The organism is Microbacterium sp. (genome assembly GCF_047607225.1).
In the GTDB taxonomy this organism is placed as follows: Bacteria; Actinomycetota; Actinomycetes; order Actinomycetales; family Microbacteriaceae; genus Microbacterium.
Map to the genome: position 1 here is coordinate 1 of NZ_JASGDO010000053.1, position 20108 is coordinate 20108.

General features: G+C 69.1%; 18 protein-coding genes. 8 read left to right on the plus strand and 10 right to left on the minus strand.

Annotated elements, in window-relative coordinates; translation table 11 throughout:
- Positions 1 to 34: 34 nt before the first annotated feature.
- From QM591_RS10625 to sufB, 9 genes are read right to left on the minus strand one after another with little or no spacing between them, the layout of a single operon-like run.
- Complete coding sequence (locus tag QM591_RS10625; RefSeq protein WP_415132357.1) at positions 35 to 1048, minus strand: FecCD family ABC transporter permease; 1014 nt, start codon at positions 1046 to 1048, stop codon at positions 35 to 37.
- Positions 1045 to 1971: a siderophore-interacting protein gene (locus tag QM591_RS10630; protein ID WP_415132359.1), complete on the minus strand. Its 927-nt coding sequence runs from the start codon at positions 1969 to 1971 to the stop codon at positions 1045 to 1047. The genes QM591_RS10625 and QM591_RS10630 overlap by 4 nt, the downstream gene beginning before the upstream one ends.
- A gap of 31 nt (positions 1972 to 2002) precedes the next feature.
- Positions 2003 to 3370 (minus strand): MFS transporter, encoded by a 1368-nt coding sequence (locus QM591_RS10635; RefSeq protein WP_415132361.1) that lies wholly within the window; start codon positions 3368 to 3370, stop codon positions 2003 to 2005.
- Positions 3367 to 4527: a MalY/PatB family protein gene (locus tag QM591_RS10640; RefSeq protein WP_415132363.1), complete on the minus strand. Its 1161-nt coding sequence runs from the start codon at positions 4525 to 4527 to the stop codon at positions 3367 to 3369. Before QM591_RS10640 ends, QM591_RS10635 begins: the two co-directional genes overlap by 4 nt.
- A gap of 53 nt (positions 4528 to 4580) precedes the next feature.
- Entirely contained in the window at positions 4581 to 4910 is a 330-nt protein-coding gene (locus QM591_RS10645) for a metal-sulfur cluster assembly factor (protein ID WP_415132365.1), read from the minus strand.
- A 9-nt stretch (positions 4911 to 4919) separates the two neighbouring features.
- On the minus strand, positions 4920 to 5690 hold the full coding sequence (gene sufC / locus QM591_RS10650; protein ID WP_415132367.1) for a Fe-S cluster assembly ATPase SufC: 771 nt from the start codon (positions 5688 to 5690) through the stop codon (positions 4920 to 4922).
- 14 nt (positions 5691 to 5704) lie between these two features.
- Positions 5705 to 6034 carry a non-heme iron oxygenase ferredoxin subunit gene (locus QM591_RS10655; RefSeq protein WP_415132369.1) on the minus strand — a complete coding sequence of 110 codons (330 nt, stop codon included), beginning with the start codon at positions 6032 to 6034 and terminating at the stop codon, positions 5705 to 5707.
- Positions 6031 to 7239, minus strand: coding sequence for a Fe-S cluster assembly protein SufD (gene sufD / locus QM591_RS10660; protein WP_415132371.1), 1209 nt, complete (start codon positions 7237 to 7239; stop codon positions 6031 to 6033). Before sufD ends, QM591_RS10655 begins: the two co-directional genes overlap by 4 nt.
- A complete protein-coding gene (gene sufB, locus QM591_RS10665) occupies positions 7239 to 8657 on the minus strand; it encodes a Fe-S cluster assembly protein SufB (RefSeq protein WP_067159657.1) in 1419 nt (472 codons plus the stop codon). The genes sufD and sufB overlap by 1 nt, the downstream gene beginning before the upstream one ends.
- Before the next feature lie 269 nt (positions 8658 to 8926).
- Here sufB and QM591_RS10670 point away from each other — a divergent pair, with 269 nt between their 5' ends.
- From QM591_RS10670 to QM591_RS10680, 3 genes are all read left to right on the plus strand, one after another.
- The gene (locus QM591_RS10670; RefSeq protein WP_415132374.1) at positions 8927 to 9880 is read left to right on the plus strand and encodes a COX15/CtaA family protein; all 954 of its coding nucleotides are present in this window, start codon (positions 8927 to 8929) and stop codon (positions 9878 to 9880) included.
- A gap of 91 nt (positions 9881 to 9971) precedes the next feature.
- The gene (locus tag QM591_RS10675) at positions 9972 to 10406 is read left to right on the plus strand and encodes a dinucleotide-utilizing enzyme (protein ID WP_415132376.1); all 435 of its coding nucleotides are present in this window, start codon (positions 9972 to 9974) and stop codon (positions 10404 to 10406) included.
- A gap of 113 nt (positions 10407 to 10519) precedes the next feature.
- Positions 10520 to 11533, plus strand: coding sequence for a serine hydrolase domain-containing protein (locus QM591_RS10680; protein WP_415132378.1), 1014 nt, complete (start codon positions 10520 to 10522; stop codon positions 11531 to 11533).
- Positions 11534 to 11597: 64 nt separating this feature from the next.
- On the opposite strand, the gene QM591_RS10685 is transcribed toward QM591_RS10680, so the two are convergent.
- The gene (locus tag QM591_RS10685; RefSeq protein WP_415132380.1) at positions 11598 to 12524 is read right to left on the minus strand and encodes a heme o synthase; all 927 of its coding nucleotides are present in this window, start codon (positions 12522 to 12524) and stop codon (positions 11598 to 11600) included.
- A 266-nt stretch (positions 12525 to 12790) separates the two neighbouring features.
- Between QM591_RS10685 and tkt the strand changes: the two genes are divergently transcribed.
- The 5 genes from tkt to QM591_RS10710 are packed head-to-tail and all read left to right on the plus strand — an operon-like array spanning position 12791 to position 20103.
- The gene (gene tkt, locus QM591_RS10690; protein WP_415132382.1) at positions 12791 to 14866 is read left to right on the plus strand and encodes a transketolase; all 2076 of its coding nucleotides are present in this window, start codon (positions 12791 to 12793) and stop codon (positions 14864 to 14866) included.
- On the plus strand, positions 14863 to 15987 hold the full coding sequence (gene tal, locus QM591_RS10695) for a transaldolase (RefSeq protein WP_415132384.1): 1125 nt from the start codon (positions 14863 to 14865) through the stop codon (positions 15985 to 15987). Before tkt ends, tal begins: the two co-directional genes overlap by 4 nt.
- The gene (locus tag QM591_RS10700) at positions 15984 to 17606 is read left to right on the plus strand and encodes a glucose-6-phosphate isomerase (protein WP_415132386.1); all 1623 of its coding nucleotides are present in this window, start codon (positions 15984 to 15986) and stop codon (positions 17604 to 17606) included. The genes tal and QM591_RS10700 overlap by 4 nt, the downstream gene beginning before the upstream one ends.
- A 14-nt stretch (positions 17607 to 17620) precedes the next feature.
- Positions 17621 to 19168, plus strand: a complete 1548-nt coding sequence (zwf, locus tag QM591_RS10705; RefSeq protein ID WP_415132388.1) for a glucose-6-phosphate dehydrogenase — start codon at positions 17621 to 17623, stop codon at positions 19166 to 19168.
- Positions 19165 to 20103: a glucose-6-phosphate dehydrogenase assembly protein OpcA gene (locus QM591_RS10710; RefSeq protein ID WP_415132390.1), complete on the plus strand. Its 939-nt coding sequence runs from the start codon at positions 19165 to 19167 to the stop codon at positions 20101 to 20103. Before zwf ends, QM591_RS10710 begins: the two co-directional genes overlap by 4 nt.
- Positions 20104 to 20108 lie beyond the last annotated feature (5 nt).

The window sequence follows — 20108 nt, forward strand, 5'->3', positions numbered from 1 at the left end:
CGGCGCGCGGCCGCGCGCACGACTCCGACCCCGCTCACAGCGTCACCGGCCGTCTGCCGAGCACCAGCGCGATGAGGACCGGCGCACCGAGGAAGGCGACGACGATACCCGCCTGCACCTCACCGGGCAGCGCGATCACGCGCCCGAGCACGTCGGCGAGGATGAGGACGCTCGCGCCCAGCGGGGCACCGATCACGATCAACCAGCGGTAGTCGTCGCCGACGACCGCCCGCAGCGCGTGGGGCACCATGAGACCGAGGAAGACGAGGGGTCCGGCGATCGCCGTCGCGGCCCCGCACAGGAGCACCGTCGCGGTGATCCCGATGGCGCGAGTGCGCGCGACGTCGTGTCCGAGTCCTCGCGCCGTGTCCTCGCCCAAGGCGATCAGGTTGAGCCCCCGCATGGAGAGGACGGCGAGGAGGAGGCCGAGAAGAAGCGGGCCGAGGATGAGGACGACGGTGTCCAGGCCGCGGGATGTCAACGCTCCGACGGACCAGTACCGATAGACCTCGAGAGCCACGCGCTGCGTCGTGAGGATCAGGAACGACACCGCGGTGAGCCCGGCAGTGACCGCGGCGCCGGTCAAGGCGAGCTTGGCGGGGTGCGCTCCATCCGGGCCGCGCGAGCCCACGACCGCGACGAGGACCGCGGCGAGGGCCGCGCCCCCGAAAGCGAACCAGACGAACCCGGACGGCGTGACGATGCCCAGGAGAGTGATCGCGGCCAGCACCGCGACCGAGGCGCCGGCGTTCACGCCGAGGAGCCCGGGATCGGCGAGCGGATTGCGCGTGAGGCCCTGCATGACCGCTCCCGCCACGGCGAGGGCTGCTCCGGCCAGAAGGCCGATCACGGTCCGTGGCACGCGCTGGGCGAGCACGACGACATGGTCGGGGTCGGACGCGTTCGGTGCCGAGAGCGCCGCCCACACCTCCGCCGGGGCTATCGCTCGTGCTCCGACCGTCAGACTCAGCACGATCGCGACCGCCAGAAGCAGCAACGACGTCCACAGCACGGCGCGCGCCCGGCGCGCGCGAGCCGTCGCGTTCATTCGGTGCGTTCCGCCTGCCCGTTGCGCCAATACCCCATGAAGGCCACACGCTTACGGTCGACACCGCAGCCCGAGACCAGGTGTCGGCGCAGTGTCTTGATGGTCGCCGCCTCCCCCGCCATCCACGCATAGAACTCGCCGTCGCCATCGCCGGGGCTGTCCCAGAGGAGCTCGCGGTCCACGTCGATCTCCTCGAGGGCCTGCGGACGGGGCGCGGCTGCGCGCGTGAGCAGCTCGTCCTGTTCCTGCGACCACGCCGAGACGGCCTGGATCAGCGTCTCGCCGTGCGGCGCGTCCTCCCGCGGCAGCCATGTCACGCGGGCCGCGGATCCGGCGTCGACCGGCAGCGCATCTGCGGCGGTAGGCACCTCGATGAAGACATCGGCCTCGCAGCGAGGATCCATCGACTCGACGATGGCGCAGATGGCCGGGGCCGCTGTCTCGTCTCCCGCGAGCAGGAACCGGCGTGCGGTGCCCGGGTGCCAGTCGATGCCGCTCCGAGAGTTCGGGCTCCGTTCGTCCGGACCGACGACGATCAGCTCGTCGCCGACGGAGGCGGCCTCCGCCCAGGAACCTGCCGGCCCCGCGTCGTGGTGCACGACGAAGTCCACCGTGAGCTCGCGCGCGGCGGGGTCGATCCGCCGCACCGTATACGTCCGGAAGGGGTTCCGCTCGGCCGAAGGGAGCGCACGCCACCGGTCGTACCAGTCGCCCGAGCCGTCCTCTTGACCGAAATCGGCGTATCCGCCGTCGAGCGGGAGGACGACCTTGATCCGCTGATCGAGTCGTCCGGTTCCGAACCACTCCAGGTCCACGCCTGTGAGCACAACCCGTGTGAAGTGCGGGGAGAGCCGCGTCACAGATGAGACGGTGACCGCGTACGGTCGGTAGGCAGGCCGAACAGCGGTCGACGAGGAAGGCATGGTCTTAGGTTAGCCTTACCTGCTGCTGTGCTCAAACCGCAGGCGCAGGGGCGCTGCGGGCATCACCGAGACGCAGACCGGGCACGAGCGCGAGGATGGCGAGCGCGGTTCCGATGAGAAACACCACCGGGTATCCCGCCGTGGTGGCCGACAGCGCGGAGAAGGTGAGACCCATCGCCGCGATGGTCGTGGCGGCGCCGATCGCGTCAGAGATGGACAGGGCGGCGGAGTTGAATCCCTGGTTGTGCGGCGTGGAGTACGCGAGGGTCAACACCGTGAGCCTCGGGTACATGAGGCCCATGCCGGCTCCCGCCAGCGTCCAGCCGGCGATGACGACACCCGCAGCGAGACCCGCCATCGCGGAGGCGGCCGCGGTGATCGTGGCGGCGGCCAGGAGCGCCGTGCCACACGCGGCGATGCGCACGTTCCCGAGACGATCTCCGAAGCGGCCCTGCACCTCGGCCCCGAGCGCCCACAGGAGCGCGGCGCCCGTCAGCCCGAGCCCCGCCCACATCGAGGAGAAGCCGTAGTCGGAGATGAGCAGATACGGCACGTAGATCTCCGCTCCGAAGAGCGCTCCGGCGATCAGGCCGCGCATGAGGACGACACTCGGAAGGCCGCGCCGCGCGCGCAGCGTCCCGCGAGGCAGGAGCGGCCGCGCCGCGACGACCAGCGCGACGACGCTGACCCCGACCACGAGCGGCGCCACGGCGCCGAACTCGCCTGCCAGCCCGAGGGTCAAGGCCGCGACTGCGGCGACGGTCGACCAGGCCAGTCGTCCCGCGATCGGCGCCCGCTCTCCCCCGCCGTCCACTGTCATCGAGAAGCCGCGCAGCCGCGCGTACACGACGACGTAGGCGAGCGTCGTCAGCACGGCCACACCCAGGAAGACCCAGCGCCAGTGCAGATAGTCCGCGACGGCACCGGCGAGAACCGGCCCCACGAGCGACGGGACGACCCACGCCGCCGAGAACGCCGCGAACACCCGGCCGTGCAGGGCCGGCGGATACACGCGGGCGACGACGACGTAGAGCGCGACGGTCTGTCCACCGGTCCCGAGCCCTTGGATGAGACGCCCGACCACGAGAGCGACCATGTCGGGTGCGCCTCCCGCGATCACGAGGCCGGCGACGAAGAGGGCCACCGACGTCGTCAGCGGCCAGGCCGGCGCGGCGCGATCACACCACGCCCCGATGGCGACCATTCCGATGACGCTCGTGGCGAGCGTGCCGGAGAATGCCACCGCGAACAATCCGGCACCATCGAGGTCGGCGCTCACGACCGGCATCACCGTTGTGACCGCCAGCGCCTGTGTCGCGGCCAGGAAGATCATCGCCACCGCGCCGGCGGTCACCCACGCGTAGCGTGCGTGCCAGACCGAGACGACGGGCGCGCTCACGACGCGGCGAAGGCCGCGACGCGCTGTACGGCGTCGGTCAGAACCTCCGGGGCGCATCCGACGTTGATCCGCACGTGGCCGGCGCCCCCGGTGCCGAACTCCGGACCGTGGTGGAACGCGACCCTGCATTCCCGGAGGATCGTCGCGGCGGGGTCGGCGCCCCACCCATAGGCGGACAGATCCACCCACGCGAGGAACCCGACGTCGGGCGCTCGATAGACGGCCTGCGGCAGGTGTTCGGCAAGGAGCTCCCCGAGAAGCCGCCGGTTCTCGGCGAGCCGGGCCAAGAGTGCGTCCAACCATCCGTCGGACTCGGGCTCGAACGCGGCGATGCCCGCGAGTGCGCCGAACAGTCCCGTGCGCCAGGCGACCTCCCGCGGCAACCCCGTCAGGTCGGCGGCGCGTTCGTCGCCGGCGGCGATCATCAAAGCGCACTTCAGGCCCGCGAGGTTGAACGCCTTCGAGGCGCTCGTCACCGCGAAGCCGACGCGCTCGGCGGCCGGCCCAGCGGCGAGGAAAGGCGTGAAGCCCGCGCCGGGTGCCGCCAGCGGCGCGTGGATCTCATCGCTGATGACGATCGCTCCGTAGCGATCGGCGAGCTCCGCGAGCGCGGTGAGCGTCTGACCGTCGTGGAGCGACCCGGTGGGGTTATGGGGATTGCACAACAGCACGGCACGCGCACCGTCGGCGAGGGAAGCTTCGATCCCCGCCAGGTCGAGTCGCCACGTCTGGCCGTCGTCCAGCAGCGGAACCTCCTCTGCGACGCCACCGGCCTCGTCGATGCAGATCCAGAAGGGCGGATAGACCGGGGGCGTGATGACGACCCTGTCGCCGGGAGAGGTCGTGGCACGGAGGAGTTCGACGACTCCCATCATGACATCGGCCGTCGTCACGATCCGCCGTGGGTCAACGGTCCATCCGAACCTGCGGGCGGCGAAGCCCACGTACGCGTCGCGGATGCCCGGATCGCCCGGCGTGTACCCGGTGTCACCGATCTCCACCGCGTCGGCCAGTCGGGTCCGGATCGCCTCCGCCAAGGGGAAGTCGGTCTCCGCCACGAAGAGCGGGAGCACATCGTCGGGATACGTTCTCCACTTGGAGCTCGAACGGCGTCGGAGGGTCTCCAGAGGGAGGGCTTCGAGGGGAACCGCAGTCACCGTCCGAGCCTATCGAGACTCGTTCCGCCGAGGCGCAGCGGCGTCACGCGGCGTCAGATGGCGAAGCCGAGCGCCCGCATCATGTCGCGTCCGTCATCGGTGATCCGCTCCGGACCCCACGGCGGCATCCACACCCAGTTGATGCGGAATCTCTCCACGACGTCGTCCAATGCCTGTGCCGTCTGCTCCTCGAGGACGTCGGTGAGCGGGCAACCGGCCGAGGTCAACGTCATGTGGATGACGAGAGCGTCGTTCTCCTCGTCCCAGCTCAGGTCGTAGATCAGGCCGAGGTCCACGACGTTGATGCCGAGCTCGGGGTCCATGACGTCCTTGAGGGACTCGGTCACCTCGTCGTACTTCTCGGGGCTGAGCGTGGCGGTCATGCGACGATCCTAGGCCTCGACCACGTCGGTGGGCTCGAGGTAACGGTCGTACCCCTCGTTCTCGAGCCGCTCGGCGAGCTCGGGGCCGCCCTCTTCGGCGACGCGGCCCTTGACGAGCACGTGCACGAAGTCGGGCTTGATGTAGCGAAGGATCCGCGTGTAGTGGGTGATGAGGAGAACACCGAGGTCGGTCGCCTCCTTCGCACGGTTGACGCCCTCCGAGACGATCTTCAGGGCGTCGACGTCGAGACCGGAGTCGGTCTCGTCGAGCACCGCGATCGCCGGCCGGAGAAGCTCGAGCTGGAGGATCTCGTGGCGCTTCTTCTCGCCGCCGGAGAACCCCTCGTTGACATTGCGCGCGGCGAACTTCGGGTCCATCCGAAGGTTCTTCATCGCGTCCTTGACGTCCTTGGTCCACGCACGGATCGCGGGGGCCTCCCCGTCGATCGCGGTCTTCGCCGTCCGCAGGAAGTTCGTCACCGTCACCCCGGGTATCTCCACCGGGTACTGCATCGCGAGGAACAGGCCCGCGCGGGCGCGCTCGTCGACCGACATCGCCAGGACGTCTTCACCGTCGAGGGTGATGGAGCCGGACGTGACGGTGTACTTCGGGTGACCGGCGATCGTGTAGGCGAGCGTCGACTTGCCCGAGCCGTTGGGGCCCATGATCGCGTGCGTCTCACCGGTGCGCACCGTGAGGGTGACGCCGTTGAGGATGGGGGTCGTGCCGGCATCCGTCTCGACCGTCACGTGGAGGTCGCGGATCTCGAGAACAGCCATGTCAATTACCTTCTTCAGTTCACTTCTTTGGTCACGGACGGATCGATGAGCACATCGTCGCCGTCGATCGTGACTTCGTAGACGGGCACCGGCTCGTAGGCCGGAAGGTTGAGGGGGCGACCGGTACGCAGCGAGAACGCCGATCCGTGGGCCCAGCATTCGAGGGTCTCTCCCTCGACGAACCCGTCGGAGAGGGAGATGTCTCCGTGCGTACACAGGTCGCCGATCGCGTGGACCTCGCCCTGCGCGTCGAGCACCACGGCGATCGGCACGCCGTCGACCTCGACGCGGACGGCGGCGTCCTGCTCCATCTCGCTGAGCTTGAGCACCTTCTGGGCGGTCATTCCTGCTCTCCCGCGCCGTCGGTGAGCGCGAGCTCGGCCTCGATCGCGGCGATCAGCTCGTCCTGGAGTCCGGGGACGTCGATCTTCTGCACGATCTCGGCCAGGAACCCGAGCACGACGAGACGTCGCGCCTCGTCCTCGGAGATGCCGCGCGCCTGGAGATAGAACAGCTGCTCATCGTCGAATCGACCGGTCGCGCTCGCGTGGCCGGCGCCCACGATGTCCCCGGTCTCGATCTCCAGGTTCGGGATCGAGTCTGCACGCGCACCGTCGGTGAGCACCAGATTGCGATTGGCCTCGTACGAGTCGGTGCCGGTGGCGTCGGGGCCGATCAGGACATCCCCGATCCACACGCTCCGCGCGTCACTGCCCTGGAGGGCGCCCTTGTAGAGGACGTCACCGGTCGTGTGAGCACCCTTGTGGTGGAGGTACACCTGGCTCTCGAAGTGCTGGCCGGCATCGGCGAAGGACAGCCCGTAGAGGCGACCCTCGGCTCCCGCACCGGCCAGCTCGACCGACGGGTTGACCCGGACGACGCCGCCGCCGAGCGTCACCACCACATGGGTGAGGTGCGCATCGCGCTCCACGCGGGCCTGGTGCGCCGCGAGGTGCACGGCGTCGGACTCCCACCGCTGCAGGCTGATCACGGTCAGCGCGGACCCGTCGCGGGCGATGATCTCCACGTTCTGCGCCTGCTGCGCCCGCCCTTCGTGCTGAAGGACGACCGTGCCGCGCGCGCCGCGCTCGGCCTCGATCACGACGTGAGCGTGCGCGAGTCCGCCCTGCCCGGTGAGTCGGACGATGACCGGCTCCTCCAGCTCGGTGTCGGCGGGGATGCGGATGAGTGGCGCCTCGGCCTCCTGCGTCCACGCGATGGCGCTCGGGAGGTCCTCGGGACGGAAGACCTCACCGCGGGGTGCCTCACCGATCGCGAGGCGGCGCTGCTCGACGCCGGCGGGCGCAGACACGTCGACGGCGATGACGCCGGTCGGACCGGGCTCGTTGCGCAGCAGATCCCGCACGAGCGAGAGCGGGGTGTGCTTCCAGTTCACCTCTCGGCCGGTCGGCGTCGGGAAATCGGACGGGTCGAACGACGTGGGACGCTCCGACCGTGTCTGCACCGGGACGGTCGACCCGGAGGTCAGCGAGGCGGCAGGGTCGATGTGACCCTCCGCGGCGGCGGGGGTCTGAGTCGCTGTGGTCATCAGCCGACGGATCCTTCCATGCCCATCTCGATGAGCTTGTTGAGCTCGAGGGCGTACTCCATGGGCAGCTCGCGCGCGATCGGCTCGATGAAGCCGCGCACGATCATCGCCATCGCCTCGTCTTCGGGCATGCCCCGGCTCATGAGGTAGAAGAGCTGCTCCTCGCTCACCTTGGAGACGGTCGCCTCGTGACCCAGCTGGACGTCATCGACGCGGATGTCGATGGCCGGGTAGGTGTCGGAGCGGGAGATCGTGTCGACCAGGAGCGCGTCGCAGCGGACGGTGTTGGCCGAGTGGTGGGCGTTGGCGTCCACGCGGACCTCGCCACGGTAGCCGGCGCGGCCCCCACCACGGGCGATCGACTTGGAGACGATCGAGGACTGGGTGTACGGCGCCATGTGGATCATCTTCGCGCCGGCGTCCTGGTGCTGGCCCGGGCCGGCGAAGGCCACAGAGAGCGTCTCACCCTTGGCGTGCTCGCCCATGAGGTAGATCGAGGGGTACTTCATCGTCACCTTGGAGCCGATGTTCCCGTCCACCCACTCCATCGTCGCGCCCTCGTGGGCGACGGCGCGCTTGGTGACGAGGTTGTACACGTTGTTCGACCAGTTCTGGATCGTCGTGTAGCGCACCCGGGCGTTCTTCTTGACGATGATCTCGACGACGGCGGAGTGCAGGGAGTCGCTCTTGTAGATGGGCGCCGTGCAGCCTTCGATGTAGTGGACGTACGAGTCCTCGTCGGCGATGATCAGCGTCCGCTCGAACTGACCCATGTTCTCGGTGTTGATGCGGAAGTACGCCTGCAACGGGATCTCGACGTGCACACCCGGCGGCACGTATACGAAGGAACCGCCCGACCACACCGCGGTGTTCAGCGCGGCGAACTTGTTGTCGCCGGCGGGGATCACCGTGCCGAAGTACTCCTCGAAGAACTCGGGGTGCTCCCGCAGCGCCGTGTCGGTGTCCATGAAGATGACGCCCTGCGCCTCGAGGTCTTCACGGATCTGGTGGTAGACGACCTCCGACTCGTACTGCGCGGCCACACCGGCGACCAGTCGCTGGCGCTCCGCCTCCGGGATGCCCAGCTTCTCGTACGTGTTGCGGATGTCCTCGGGGAGGTCCTCCCACGACTGCGCCTGCTTCTCGGTGGAGCGGACGAAGTACTTGATGTTGTCGAAGTCGATGTCGGACAGATCGGCGCCCCACGTCGGCATGGGCTTGCGTTCGAACAGCTGCAGCCCCTTCAGCCGGGTCTTGAGCATCCATTCGGGCTCCGACTTCAGCGCGGAGATGTCGCGCACGACGGCGTCACTGAGACCGCGTCGCGCACTCGCTCCGGCGGCGTCCGCGTCGTGCCATCCGAACTCGTACACCCCCAGCCCTTCGAGCTCTGGGCGGTCGATGAGCACATCCGACATGGCTTTTCCTCCTTCTCGGCCGCAACGGTGTCATCCGCTCCGGCATTCCCCCACCCTCGGGAGTGGGCGAGGAGGGGATGCCGCTTTCAGGGCCGGTCGTGTTGTCGCTGGCCCGACTGCTCGGGCACAGCCGGCGCTCTCATCGCGCCTAGACTTGAGGTGAGCAGAACGCGCGGCGCGCGAACCTCTCAACCCCTCAAGTCTACAGGCAACCCCTTCCCTGTGGCGTGGCCGAGCGCCCTTTCCGGCGGCATATCAGGAGGCGATCCATGTCCGAGGTCCAGGCCGATCGACGGACGGATCGTTCCCGTCGTTCCCCGGCTGTCAACGTCTCGCGGATCGGGACGCCACTGCGGGTCATCGCCTGGCTGAACTTCCTCGGCAACGTCATCATCATCGGCACCGGCGGAGCCGTCCGCCTGACCGGATCCGGTCTCGGCTGTCCCACGTGGCCGCTGTGCACCGCCGACTCCCTCGTTCCGACCCCTGCTCTCGTCGATGACGGGGTCCACTCTCTGATCGAGTTCGGCAACCGCCTCATGAGCCCGCTGCTGGGCCTGCTCGCGCTGGCTCTCCTCGTGCTGGTGTGGCCGTTGCGGCGGGATCGCCGCGACCTCTTCGCGATCTCCTGGATCGTGCTCGCGGGCATCGTCGCGCAGGCGGTCGTCGGCGGGATCACGGTGTGGACGGGCCTGAACCCCTTCATCGTCGGGTTCCATTACGTCGCCTCCCTCATCCTGGTCTGCGTGACCGCCGCCCTCCTCGTGCGACTGCAGACGCCCCCGGGACCTCGCGTGGCGGCGGTCCCGCGATGGTTCGGGATCCTCACCCATGTGACGACGCTCGTCCTCGCGCTCACGATCGTGTTCGGTGTGCTCACGACCGGCGCCGGGCCGCACTCGGGAGATGCGACGGCCGGTCGCAACGGCTTCGACGCCACACTGCTCGAGCATGTGCACGCGTGGCCCGGATACGCGCTGTTCGCCCTCACTCTGGTGCTGACCGTCACCGCGTGGGTGGGCCGGTTCCCCCCGCGCCGATGGGTCACGACCCTCCTGGCGGTCGAGATCGTCCAGATCGCCGTCGGGCTCTACCAGGCCCGCAACGGGCTCCCCGAACTCGCCGTGGGAGTCCACATGGTCCTGGCCGCTCTGACGGCCGCGACGATGACCGTCGTGGTGCTCCGCCTTCGTCGGCCCGCGCAGGACACAGCAGCTTCATAGTCGCCCCATCGACTCCCCTCGGGTCGGCCGAGCACAGTGGCGGAGGTCGTCAGCCGGCGACTAATCCCCTGAGCCCGCCCGAGGAGCTTTCATGTCCCGCACCCCCCGTCTCACGCGTAGCGTCCCGTTCTGGGTCCTGATCGTCGGTTCCCTGGCTTCGGCAGGGGCCGGCGCCTATCTCCTGCTCGACCGGCTCGGGGGGATGGACGCCCGCCTGACCGACGGCACCGCGACGACGAACGATGTCTACGTCGGTCAGATCTGGGCGGTCTTGGGAACGGTGCTCATCGGCGCGGGCCTGGTGGGCCTGGCCCTGGCCCTCACTCTCGGCGCGCTGCGCTCCTTCGCTCCCGCGCCCACCGCGGAAGAGCTGGCCGCTGCGGACGACGATCTCGCCGATGACACCGATACGTGGTCCGATGCCGATGAGGCGGCACCGCGCGCCGGTGCCGAAGAACTCGGGTACGACGCCGACCTCGGCTACGACGCGACGAAGGACCCGGCGGCGGTCGACGCGGCCCGCTGAGACGAGATCGGACCCGGAGGAGGACCCGGCTCCCCCGCGGGGCGGAGGCGGCGCGTCGACATGACGCGAAGGATCGACATCGACTCCTAACCGTTCCGATCCGCGAGGCTGCCGTGACCCGTCCCACCCCCGTCCACGATCTCTCTGCAGCGACCATCAGTCTGGCAGGCGACTCCTCTGCACCCCTCGCGGTCGCCGTGCGCCATCCGGACGGAACGTGGGAGACGGCGGGACACCCTGTGGGCGCCCAGGCGCAGCGTTATGAGATCGGCTCGGTGACCAAGGCGGTGACCGGTGTTCTCCTCGGCGTACTCGCCGAGGCCGGCGACATCGATCCGCTGCAACCGATCGACGACGTACTGGGAGCCCCACTGCCGTGGCGCGACACGCCTCTCGGGAGGCCGAGACTCATCGATGCGGCCACGCATCACACGGGACTGCCGAACACGTTGCCGCGCGTGCGGTGGCGCGAGGCCGCCGTGGCGCTGGGGATCAGTACGCGCGACCCCTGGCGCGACATCGACACGGCCGAGTTCCTCGCGGGCCGACGGGAGTGCATCAGCCGGGCGCGACCACGCCGCTCGTTCGCGTACTCGAGCCTCGGGGTGGGGCTCCTCGGCGACGCACTCAGCGCGGCGATGGGCGCCGGGTCGTACGCGCGTCTCCTGCGCGAGCGCGTGCTGATGCCGCTCGGCATGGATCGCACCGGGGCGGATCGACCTGCGCAGTCCGCCGATCGGGTCACCGTCGGGCGCAACCGGCGCGAACGACCGACTCCCTACCTGAAGGACCACATGCCCGCCGCCGGCATGCTCGCGACAGATGTGGCAGACCTCCGCCGTCTCGTCGACGCGGCCTTCGGCGATGGCCCCTCCGATATCGGCGCCGGGATGCGGGCCTCGTTGCAGACCCGCGTCGAGCTCTCGAAGGGTTTCGGTGTCGGTTACTGCTGGTTCATCGACCACCGGCGTGAAAGCCCGGTCATTCACCACGACGGCGGGACGTGGGGCTCGCAAGCACACCTCTCGCTCTCCCCCGACACGGGGCGAGCGGTCGTCGCACTCTCGGCGAAGTACCGTCCGCTCACGCGCCTGGCCGACCGGATCCATCGCGCTGCTTCGCGCTGACGCGGACCATCCCTCCGTCCGATCGGAACCGGATCTCGCCCTCTCCGCCGGCGACGGGCGGCGATCAGAAGGGAAGCAGCGGATCGATGGCGATCGCGACGAACAACAGCGTCAGGTAGGTGATCGAGGCGTGGAAGACCCGCATGGGGCGCGTCTGCTCACCTCGCACCGCACGGTTGTAGAGGACGTGCGACTCGACGATGAACCAGCCACCGAACACGAGCGCCGAGACCGTGTAGACGATCCCCATCGGCGCGACGGGGATCAGCAGCAGCGACGAGGCGACCGTGGCCCACGCGTACAGGATCACCTGCAGCCCCACCTGGGTGCCACCGCGCGTCGCGCCGAGCATGGGGACGTCGACATCCGCGTAATCGCCCTTGTACTTCATCGACAGCGGCCAGTAGTGCGGAGGCGTCCACAGGAACACGAGGAGGAAGAGGATGAAAGGCGTCCAGGTGAGCGAACCGGTGACGGCGGACCAACCGATCAGCACCGGGAAGCACCCGGCGATCCCGCCCCACACGATGTTCTGCTCCGTGCGCCGCTTGAGGATGATCGTGTAGACGACGACATAGAAGAAGATCGCGAAGGCGCTCAGTGCGGCCGCGAGCCAGTTCGTCGTGACGAGCAGCCACACAGTGGACGCGATCGCCAAAGTCCACGCGAAGACCAGGGCACCGCGCGGCGAGACCTCGCCGGTGACGAGAGGACGGTTCTCGGTGCGCTGCATGTGCGCGTCGATGTCGCGGTCCAGATACATGTTGAACGCGGCCGCCGACCCTGCGCTCAGCGACCCGCCGACGACGGTGGCGAGGACGAGCCAGAGGTCGGGAAGTCCGTTCTGGGCCAGGATCATGACCGGGACGGTCGTCACGAGAAGGAGCTCGAGCACCCGGGGCTTGGTGAGCTGCACGTAGGCGCGTACGGTCCGACCCGTCGAGCGGCGCCCCTCGGATTGCCGGACGCCGTGCGTCGTCGTGATGTCCATCGCCCCCGCCGGTGTTGGAAAAGTCCCGCACAGTCTATGGCATCGAATCCCCGAAGCGGCCGCTCCCTCCCTCCGGGAGAAGGGACCGGTCACCTGCGGATCGGGGGCTTTCTCTGCCGTAACGGATGAACCTCGGGGCATGCCGCTTCGATATGCTGAAAGCCTACGCGCGCCCGTGTGCCGCCCACTCCCCCGTCGAGGCCGAGATGCTCGGAATCGATCGCGGTCGTGGCCGCTGCCGGCGCATCCTCACGAAAGGCGACCAGGTGTCAGAGCTGGTATGGGATGAGATCGATCGGCGCGCGGTGGACACGGCGCGCATCCTCGCGGCGGACGCCGTCGAGAAGGTGGGCAACGGCCACCCCGGCACGGCGATGAGCCTGGCGCCCGCGGCGTATCTCCTCTACCAGCGGGTACTGCGCCACGATCCCCACGACACCGACTGGCTCGGGCGCGACCGGTTCATCCTGTCGGCGGGCCACTCCTCCCTGACCCAGTACGTCCAGCTCTACCTCGGTGGCTTCGGTCTCGAGCTCGACGACCTCAAGGCGCTGCGCACTTGGGGATCGCTCACCCCGGGTCACCCCGAGTACGGGCACACCAAGGGCGTCGAGATCACGACCGGCCCTCTGGGCCAGGGTCTCGCCTCGGCCGTCGGCTTCGCCTACGCGGCCCGATACGAGCGCGGCCTGTTCGACCCCGACGCGCCGGCAGGGACGAGCCCCTTCGACCACTTCGTCTACGTCATCGCGGGCGACGGCGACCTGCAAGAGGGTGTCACGGCCGAGGCCGGCTCGCTCGCCGGTCACCAGGAGCTGGGCAACCTCATCGCGATCTACGACTCCAACCAGATCTCCATCGAAGACGACACGAACGTCGCCTTCACCGAGGACGTCCAGAAGCGCTACGAGGCCTACGGCTGGCACGTGCAGACGGTCGACTGGAAGCAGACCGGCGAGTACGTCGAGGACGTCCCCGCCCTCTTCGCCGCGATCGAGGCGGCCAAGGGCGAGACCGACAGGCCCTCGCTGATCATCCTCAAGACGATCATCGGCTGGCCGTCGCCGGGCAAGCAGAACACCGGCAAGATCCACGGCTCGGCGCTCGGCGCCGACGAGCTGGCCGCGACCAAGGAGGTGCTCGGCTTCGACCCCTCCGAGAGCTTCGTGGTCGCCGACGACGTGATCTCTCACACGCGCGCCCTCGCCGACCGCGCAGCCGAGCAGCGCGCAGCGTGGCAGGAGTCCTTCGACGCGTGGGCCGCCGCTCACCCCGACCGCAAGGAGCTCCTGGACCGTCTCGAGGCAGGCGAGCTCCCCGCCGACCTCTCCACCCCCTCGTTCGAGGCGGGCAAGGACGTCTCCACCCGAGCGGCTTCCGGCCAGGTCATCAACGCACTCGCCGCACAGCTCCCCGAGCTGTGGGGCGGGTCGGCCGACCTCGCGGAGTCCAACCTCACCACGATCAAGGATGCGAAGAGCTTCATCCCCGCCGAGTGGTCGACGCACGAATGGTCCGGCGATCCGTACGGACGCGTTCTCCACTTCGGTATCCGGGAGCACGCGATGGGTGCCATCGTCAACGGCATCAAGCTGCACGGTCCGACCCGTCCCTTCGGCGGCACGTTCCTGATCTTCAGCGACTACATGCGTCCCGCCGTGCGCCTTGCGGCCCTGATGAACATCCCCTCGATCTTCGTGTGGACGCACGACTCCGTCGCCCTGGGCGAAGACGGCCCCACTCACCAGCCGATCGAGCAGTTGGCCACCCTGCGCCTGATCCCCAACTTCACCGTCGTCCGCCCCGCCGACGCCAACGAGACCTCGGCCGCGTGGGCGGAGATCGTGCGGCGTCAGGACGGGCCCGTCGGCCTCGCGCTCACCCGTCAGAACATCCCGGTGTTCCCCCGCGGTGAGGACGGCTTCGCCACGACGGACGGCGTCGCGCGCGGTGCGTATGTTCTCGTCGACGCCGACGGCGGCCGGCCCGATGTGATCCTCATCGCCACGGGCTCGGAGGTGCAGCTTGCCGTCGCGGCTCGCGAGACGCTCGCAGCCGAAGGCGTGCAGGCCCGCGTCGTGTCCGCTCCGTCGCTCGAGTGGTTCGCGGAGCAGGACGCCGCCTACCGCGAGAGCGTCCTTCCGGCCGACGTCCGTGCCCGCGTATCGGTCGAGGCGGGCTCGACACCCCTGTGGCGCAGCATCGTCGGCGACACCGGACGCTCGGTCGGCATCGACCACTTCGGCGCCTCCGCCGACTACAAGACCCTGTTCGAGAAGTTCGGCGTCACTGCCGAGGCGGTCGTGGAAGCGGCCCGCGCAACTGTCAAGGAGAACGCATGACCACCCCCACACAGCAGCTGTCCGAAGCGGGAGTCAGCATCTGGCTCGACGACCTCTCGCGTTCTCGGATCACCTCCGGGAACCTCGCCGAGCTGATCTCCAGCCGGACGGTCTCGGGGGTGACGACGAACCCGTCGATCTTCCAGGCCGCCATCGGCAACTCGTCGGACGACTCCTACCAGTCCGCCCTCGAAGCGCTCGCCGCCGACGGCGCCGACGCCGACGCCGCGATCTTCGCGCTGACCACCGACGACGTCCGCGCCGCCGCCGACATCTTCCGCCCCGTCTACGACCAGACCGGCGGCGTCGACGGTCGCGTCTCGATCGAGGTCTCCCCCGATCTGGCGCACGACACCGAGGCCACCGTCGCCGAGGCCAAGAAGCTGTGGGCGACCGTCGACCGCGAGAACGCCCTCATCAAGATCCCCGCGACCAAGGCCGGCCTTCCCGCCATCACCGAGGTGATCGCGGCAGGGATCTCGGTCAATGTCACCTTGATCTTCTCGCTCGAGCGGTACGCGGAGGTCATCGAGGCCTACTTGGCCGGACTCGAGGGAGCCCGTGCCGCGGGCGTCGATCTGTCGGGTATCCACTCCGTGGCGTCGTTCTTCGTCTCCCGCGTGGACACCGAGGTCGACAAGCGCCTCGCCGCCATCGGCACCGACGACGCTCTCGCTCTCAAGGGTCTCGCGGGCATCGCCAACGCCCGCCTGGCGTACGAGCTCTACGAGGAGAAGTTCGCGCAGGACCGCGCTCAGGAGCTCGTGGCCGCCGGGGCGAACGTGCAGCGTCCGCTTTGGGCGTCGACGGGAGTGAAGGACCCCTCGCTTCCCGACACGCTCTACGTGACCGAGCTCGTCGCGCCGGGCACCGTGAACACGATGCCCGAGAAGACGCTCGAGGCGACCTTCGATCACGGCGTGATCGCCGGGGACACGATCACCGGCGCCTACGCCGGAGCGCACGAGGTCTTCGACAACCTCGCCGCGGTCGGCGTGGACTTCGCCGACGTCACGCAGGTGCTCGAGGACGAGGGCGTCGAGAAGTTCATCGTCTCGTGGCACGACCTCCAGAACACCGTGCGCGCCGCTCTGGCCGCGTCGACCGAGAGCGCCTCTTGAGCTTCGAGATCCACGTCTCCGGCCGCGTGGCGCACGTGGTCGACGCGACCGTCCCCCGACTGATCGATGACCTCGTCGCGAGCAGGATCACGGCGGCGGACGCGGACCTGTGGGGTCCGGCGGCCGCAGCCGAAGCCGCGCGACGCCTCGGCTGGGTCCAGGCGGTGTCGGTGTCGCGGCCACTGGTGAGCGAGATCGAGACCCTGCGCGTGCGGCTCCGTGCCCTCGGGATCACGCGGGTCGTTCTGGCGGGCATGGGCGGCTCGTCCCTGGCCCCGGAGGTGATCACCCAGACGGCCGGAGTCCCCTTGGTCGTCCTCGACTCCACCTCCCCGAGCCAGGTCCTCGCGGCGATCGACGGCGATGCGCACGGGGGCCTCGCGGCCACCGCTCTCGTCGTCGCCTCCAAGTCCGGCTCCACGGTGGAGACCGACTCGGCGCTGCGGGCCTTCGAGGCCGCATGGCGCGACCTCGGGATCGACCCCGCAGAACGAACCGTGGTGGTCACCGACCCGGGATCTCCCCTGGAGGGGGTCGCGCGGGACGCCGGATACCACCTCTTCACTGCGGACCCCACCGTGGGCGGACGCTACTCCGCCCTCACCGCCTTCGGGTTGGTTCCCGCAGGCCTCGCGGGCGCCGACATCGGTGAACTGCTCGACGAGGCGGAGGCCACGCTCCTCGAGGTGGCGATCGACGACCAGCGCAATCCGGCGCTCGTGCTGGCGGCGGCCATCGCGGGCACCGACGGCACGCATCGCCGCGACAAGCTCGGCCTCGTCAGCGATAGAACGCACATCGTGGGTCTGCCCGACTGGGTGGAGCAGCTGGTGGCCGAGTCCACCGGCAAGCAGGGCACGGGGATCCTCCCCGTGGTCCTCTTGCCGTTGTCGCCTGAGGTCGACCAAACTCCCGCGGACATGCAGATCGTCCGGATCGTCGACGACGCCGTCCACTTCCAGATCCTGGAGCAGCACCCCGACGAGATCGTGATCAGCGGATCGCTCGGGGCTCAGTTCGTGGTGTGGGAGTACGCCACCGCGATCGCGGGCTTCCTGCTGGAGATCAATCCGTTCGACCAGCCCGACGTCGAGGCCGCCAAGACCGCGACGCGCGGCCTGCTGGCCGAACGTCCCGCACCCACCGCGCCGACCTTCGTCGACGGTGGAGTCGAGGTGCGCGTGTCCGAGCCGTCGCTGGCGTCGTCGGGAACTCTCGCCGGGGTCCTGCGCGACCTGTGGCAGCGGTTGTCCTCCACGGGATACGTCTCGATCCAGGCTTACGTCGATCGCACCTCGCTGCCGCAACTCGCCGGCTGGCGGGAGCTCGTCGCCGCCGAGAGCGGCCGGCCGACCACTTTCGGCTGGGGCCCGCGATTCCTCCATTCGACGGGACAGTTCCACAAGGGCGGCCCGGCCGAAGGCGTTTTCGTGCAGATCCTCGAGTCGACGGACGTCGACCTCGAGATCCCCGGGCGTCCTTTCACGTTCGGCGAACTGATCCGCGCACAGGCTGCCGGTGACGCCCAGGTGCTCACCGCACTCGGCCGCCCCGTGGTCACCCTCACCCTCACCGACCCTCAGACCCAGGTCCTCTCGCTGTTCGAAGCGGCCCAGTAGGAGCACAACCCCCGATGAATGCCGAGATCTCGCGCGGCCACAATCCGCTGCGCGACCCCGATGACCGCCGGCTCAACCGCATCGCCGGCCCGAGCGCGCTCGTCATCTTCGGCGTGACAGGAGACCTGTCGCGCAAGAAGCTCATGCCGGCCGTCTACGACCTGGCGAACCGTGGGCTCCTGCCTCCGGGTTTCGCCCTCGTCGGCTTCGCGCGTCGCGACTGGGAAGACCAGGATTTCGCCCAGGTCGTCTACGACGCGGTGCGCCAGCATGCCCGGACCCCGTTCCGCGAAGAGACCTGGAAGCAGCTTCTCCAGGGCATCCGATTCGTCTCTGGGGAGTTCGGTGACGCAGAGGCCTTCCGTCGTCTGCGAGAGACGGTGGAGGCGCTCGACCGCGACCGCGGGACGATGGGAAACCACGCGTTCTACCTGTCCATCCCTCCGCGCGACTTCCCCGTCGTCGCCAAGCAGCTGAAGGACTCGGGTCTGGTCGACGACAAGAACGGTGCCGACGCGTGGCGCCGGGTCGTGATCGAAAAGCCGTTCGGAAGCGATCTGCAGACGGCGCGCGATCTCAACGCCGCGCTGGAAGTGGCTTTTCCCGCCGACTCGATCTTCCGGATCGACCACTACCTCGGCAAAGAGACCGTGCAGAACATCCTCGCGCTGCGCTTTGCGAACGAGCTCTACGAGCCGATCTGGAACGCGAACTACGTCGACCACGTGCAGATCACGATGGCCGAGGACATCGGCGTCGGAGGGCGCGCGGGGTACTACGACGGCATCGGCGCTGCCCGCGACGTGATCCAGAACCATCTCCTGCAGCTCCTCGCCCTCACGGCGATGGAGGAGCCGATCTCGCTCGATGCAAAAGACCTCCGCGCCGAGAAGGAGAAGGTGCTGGCGGCCGTGCGTCTCCCCGACGACCTTTCGCTCGCGACGGCCCGCGGTCAGTACGCGGGTGGTTGGCAGGGCGGCGAGCAGGTGACCGGCTTCCTGGACGAAGACGGCATGAACCCGCAGTCGACGACGGAGACCTACGCGGCGATCAAGCTCGAGATCGCGACGCGACGATGGTCCGGTGTGCCGTTCTACCTCCGCACCGGGAAGCGTCTGGGGCGACGTGTGACGGAGATCGCGGTCGTCTTCAAGCGCGCACCGCAGCACCTGTTCCTCCGCAACCAGACCACCGAGCTCGGTCAGAACGCCTTCGTCATCCGCGTCCAGCCCGACGAGGGCGTCACCATCAGGTTCGGGTCGAAGGTGCCCGGTGCCGCCACCGAGGTGCGCGACGTCACGATGGACTTCGGCTACGGCCATGCATTCACGGAGTCGAGCCCCGAGGCGTACGAGCGCCTCATCCTCGATGTGCTCCTCGGCGACCCGCCGCTGTTCCCCCGACATGAAGAGGTGGAGCTCTCCTGGCGCATCCTCGACCCTGTCGAGGAGTACTGGGCCGGGCTGTCCGAGCCCCTCGAGCAGTACTCCCCCGGGTCCTGGGGCCCCTCGTCCGCCGACGAACTCCTTGCCCGCGACGGCCGCGTCTGGAGGCGCCCATGATCGTCGATCTGCCCGACACCACCGTTTCCACGATCGCGAAGTCGCTCGTGAGCGTCCGCGAGGAAGGCGGCGCCGTGGCCCTCGGCCGCGTCCTCACCCTCGTCATCGTGACGACGCACGGGCTGGAGGAGGACGCGATCGAGGCCGCCAACGACGCCTCGCGTGAACACCCGATGCGCGTGATCGTGCTCATGACCACTCCCGAGGGCCCCTCGAAGCTGGACGCTCAGATCCGCGTCGGCGGCGACGCCGGCGCGAGCGAGGTCGTGGTCCTGCGGGCCTCTGGCGGCGCGGCCAGCAATGAGGAGAGCCTGGTCACGGGACTCCTCCTCCCCGACGCCCCCGTCGTGGCCTGGTGGCCCGACAACCCCCCGGCCGTTCCTAGCCAATCGCCCATCGGGCGGATGGCGCAACGCCGGATCACCGACGCGGCGACCGAGCCGTACTCGAAAGACCGCCTCGCCTCACTCGGCACGTGTCATGAGCCGGGCGACACCGACCTCGCGTGGACGCGTCTCACCCACTGGCGTGAGCAACTGGCCGCCGTCCTCGACCAGCCGCCGTTCGAGCCGGTCACGGCGGTGGAGATCGTCGGGAGCGGCACCTCACCGTCCACGGGGCTTCTCGCCGCCTGGCTGCGCTTGAAGCTCGACGTACCGGTGGACTGGCGCTATGCGCAGCAGGAGGAGTGGCCGCACGGCATTCAGCGGGTGCGTCTGACGCGCGCCTCGGGCGACATCGTCCTGGAGCGGAGCAATCCCGTCGATGCCACTCTGACCCAGCCGGGACAGCCCGAGCACGACATCGTCCTCCCGCGGCGCACCCTCCGAGAGTGCCTTGCAGAGGAGCTGCGCAGGCTCGATCCCGACCTCCTGTATGGTCGAGTGATCACGACGGGGTGGGAACTGCTCGGCCCGCCGCAGGCGACGAAGTAGGAGCG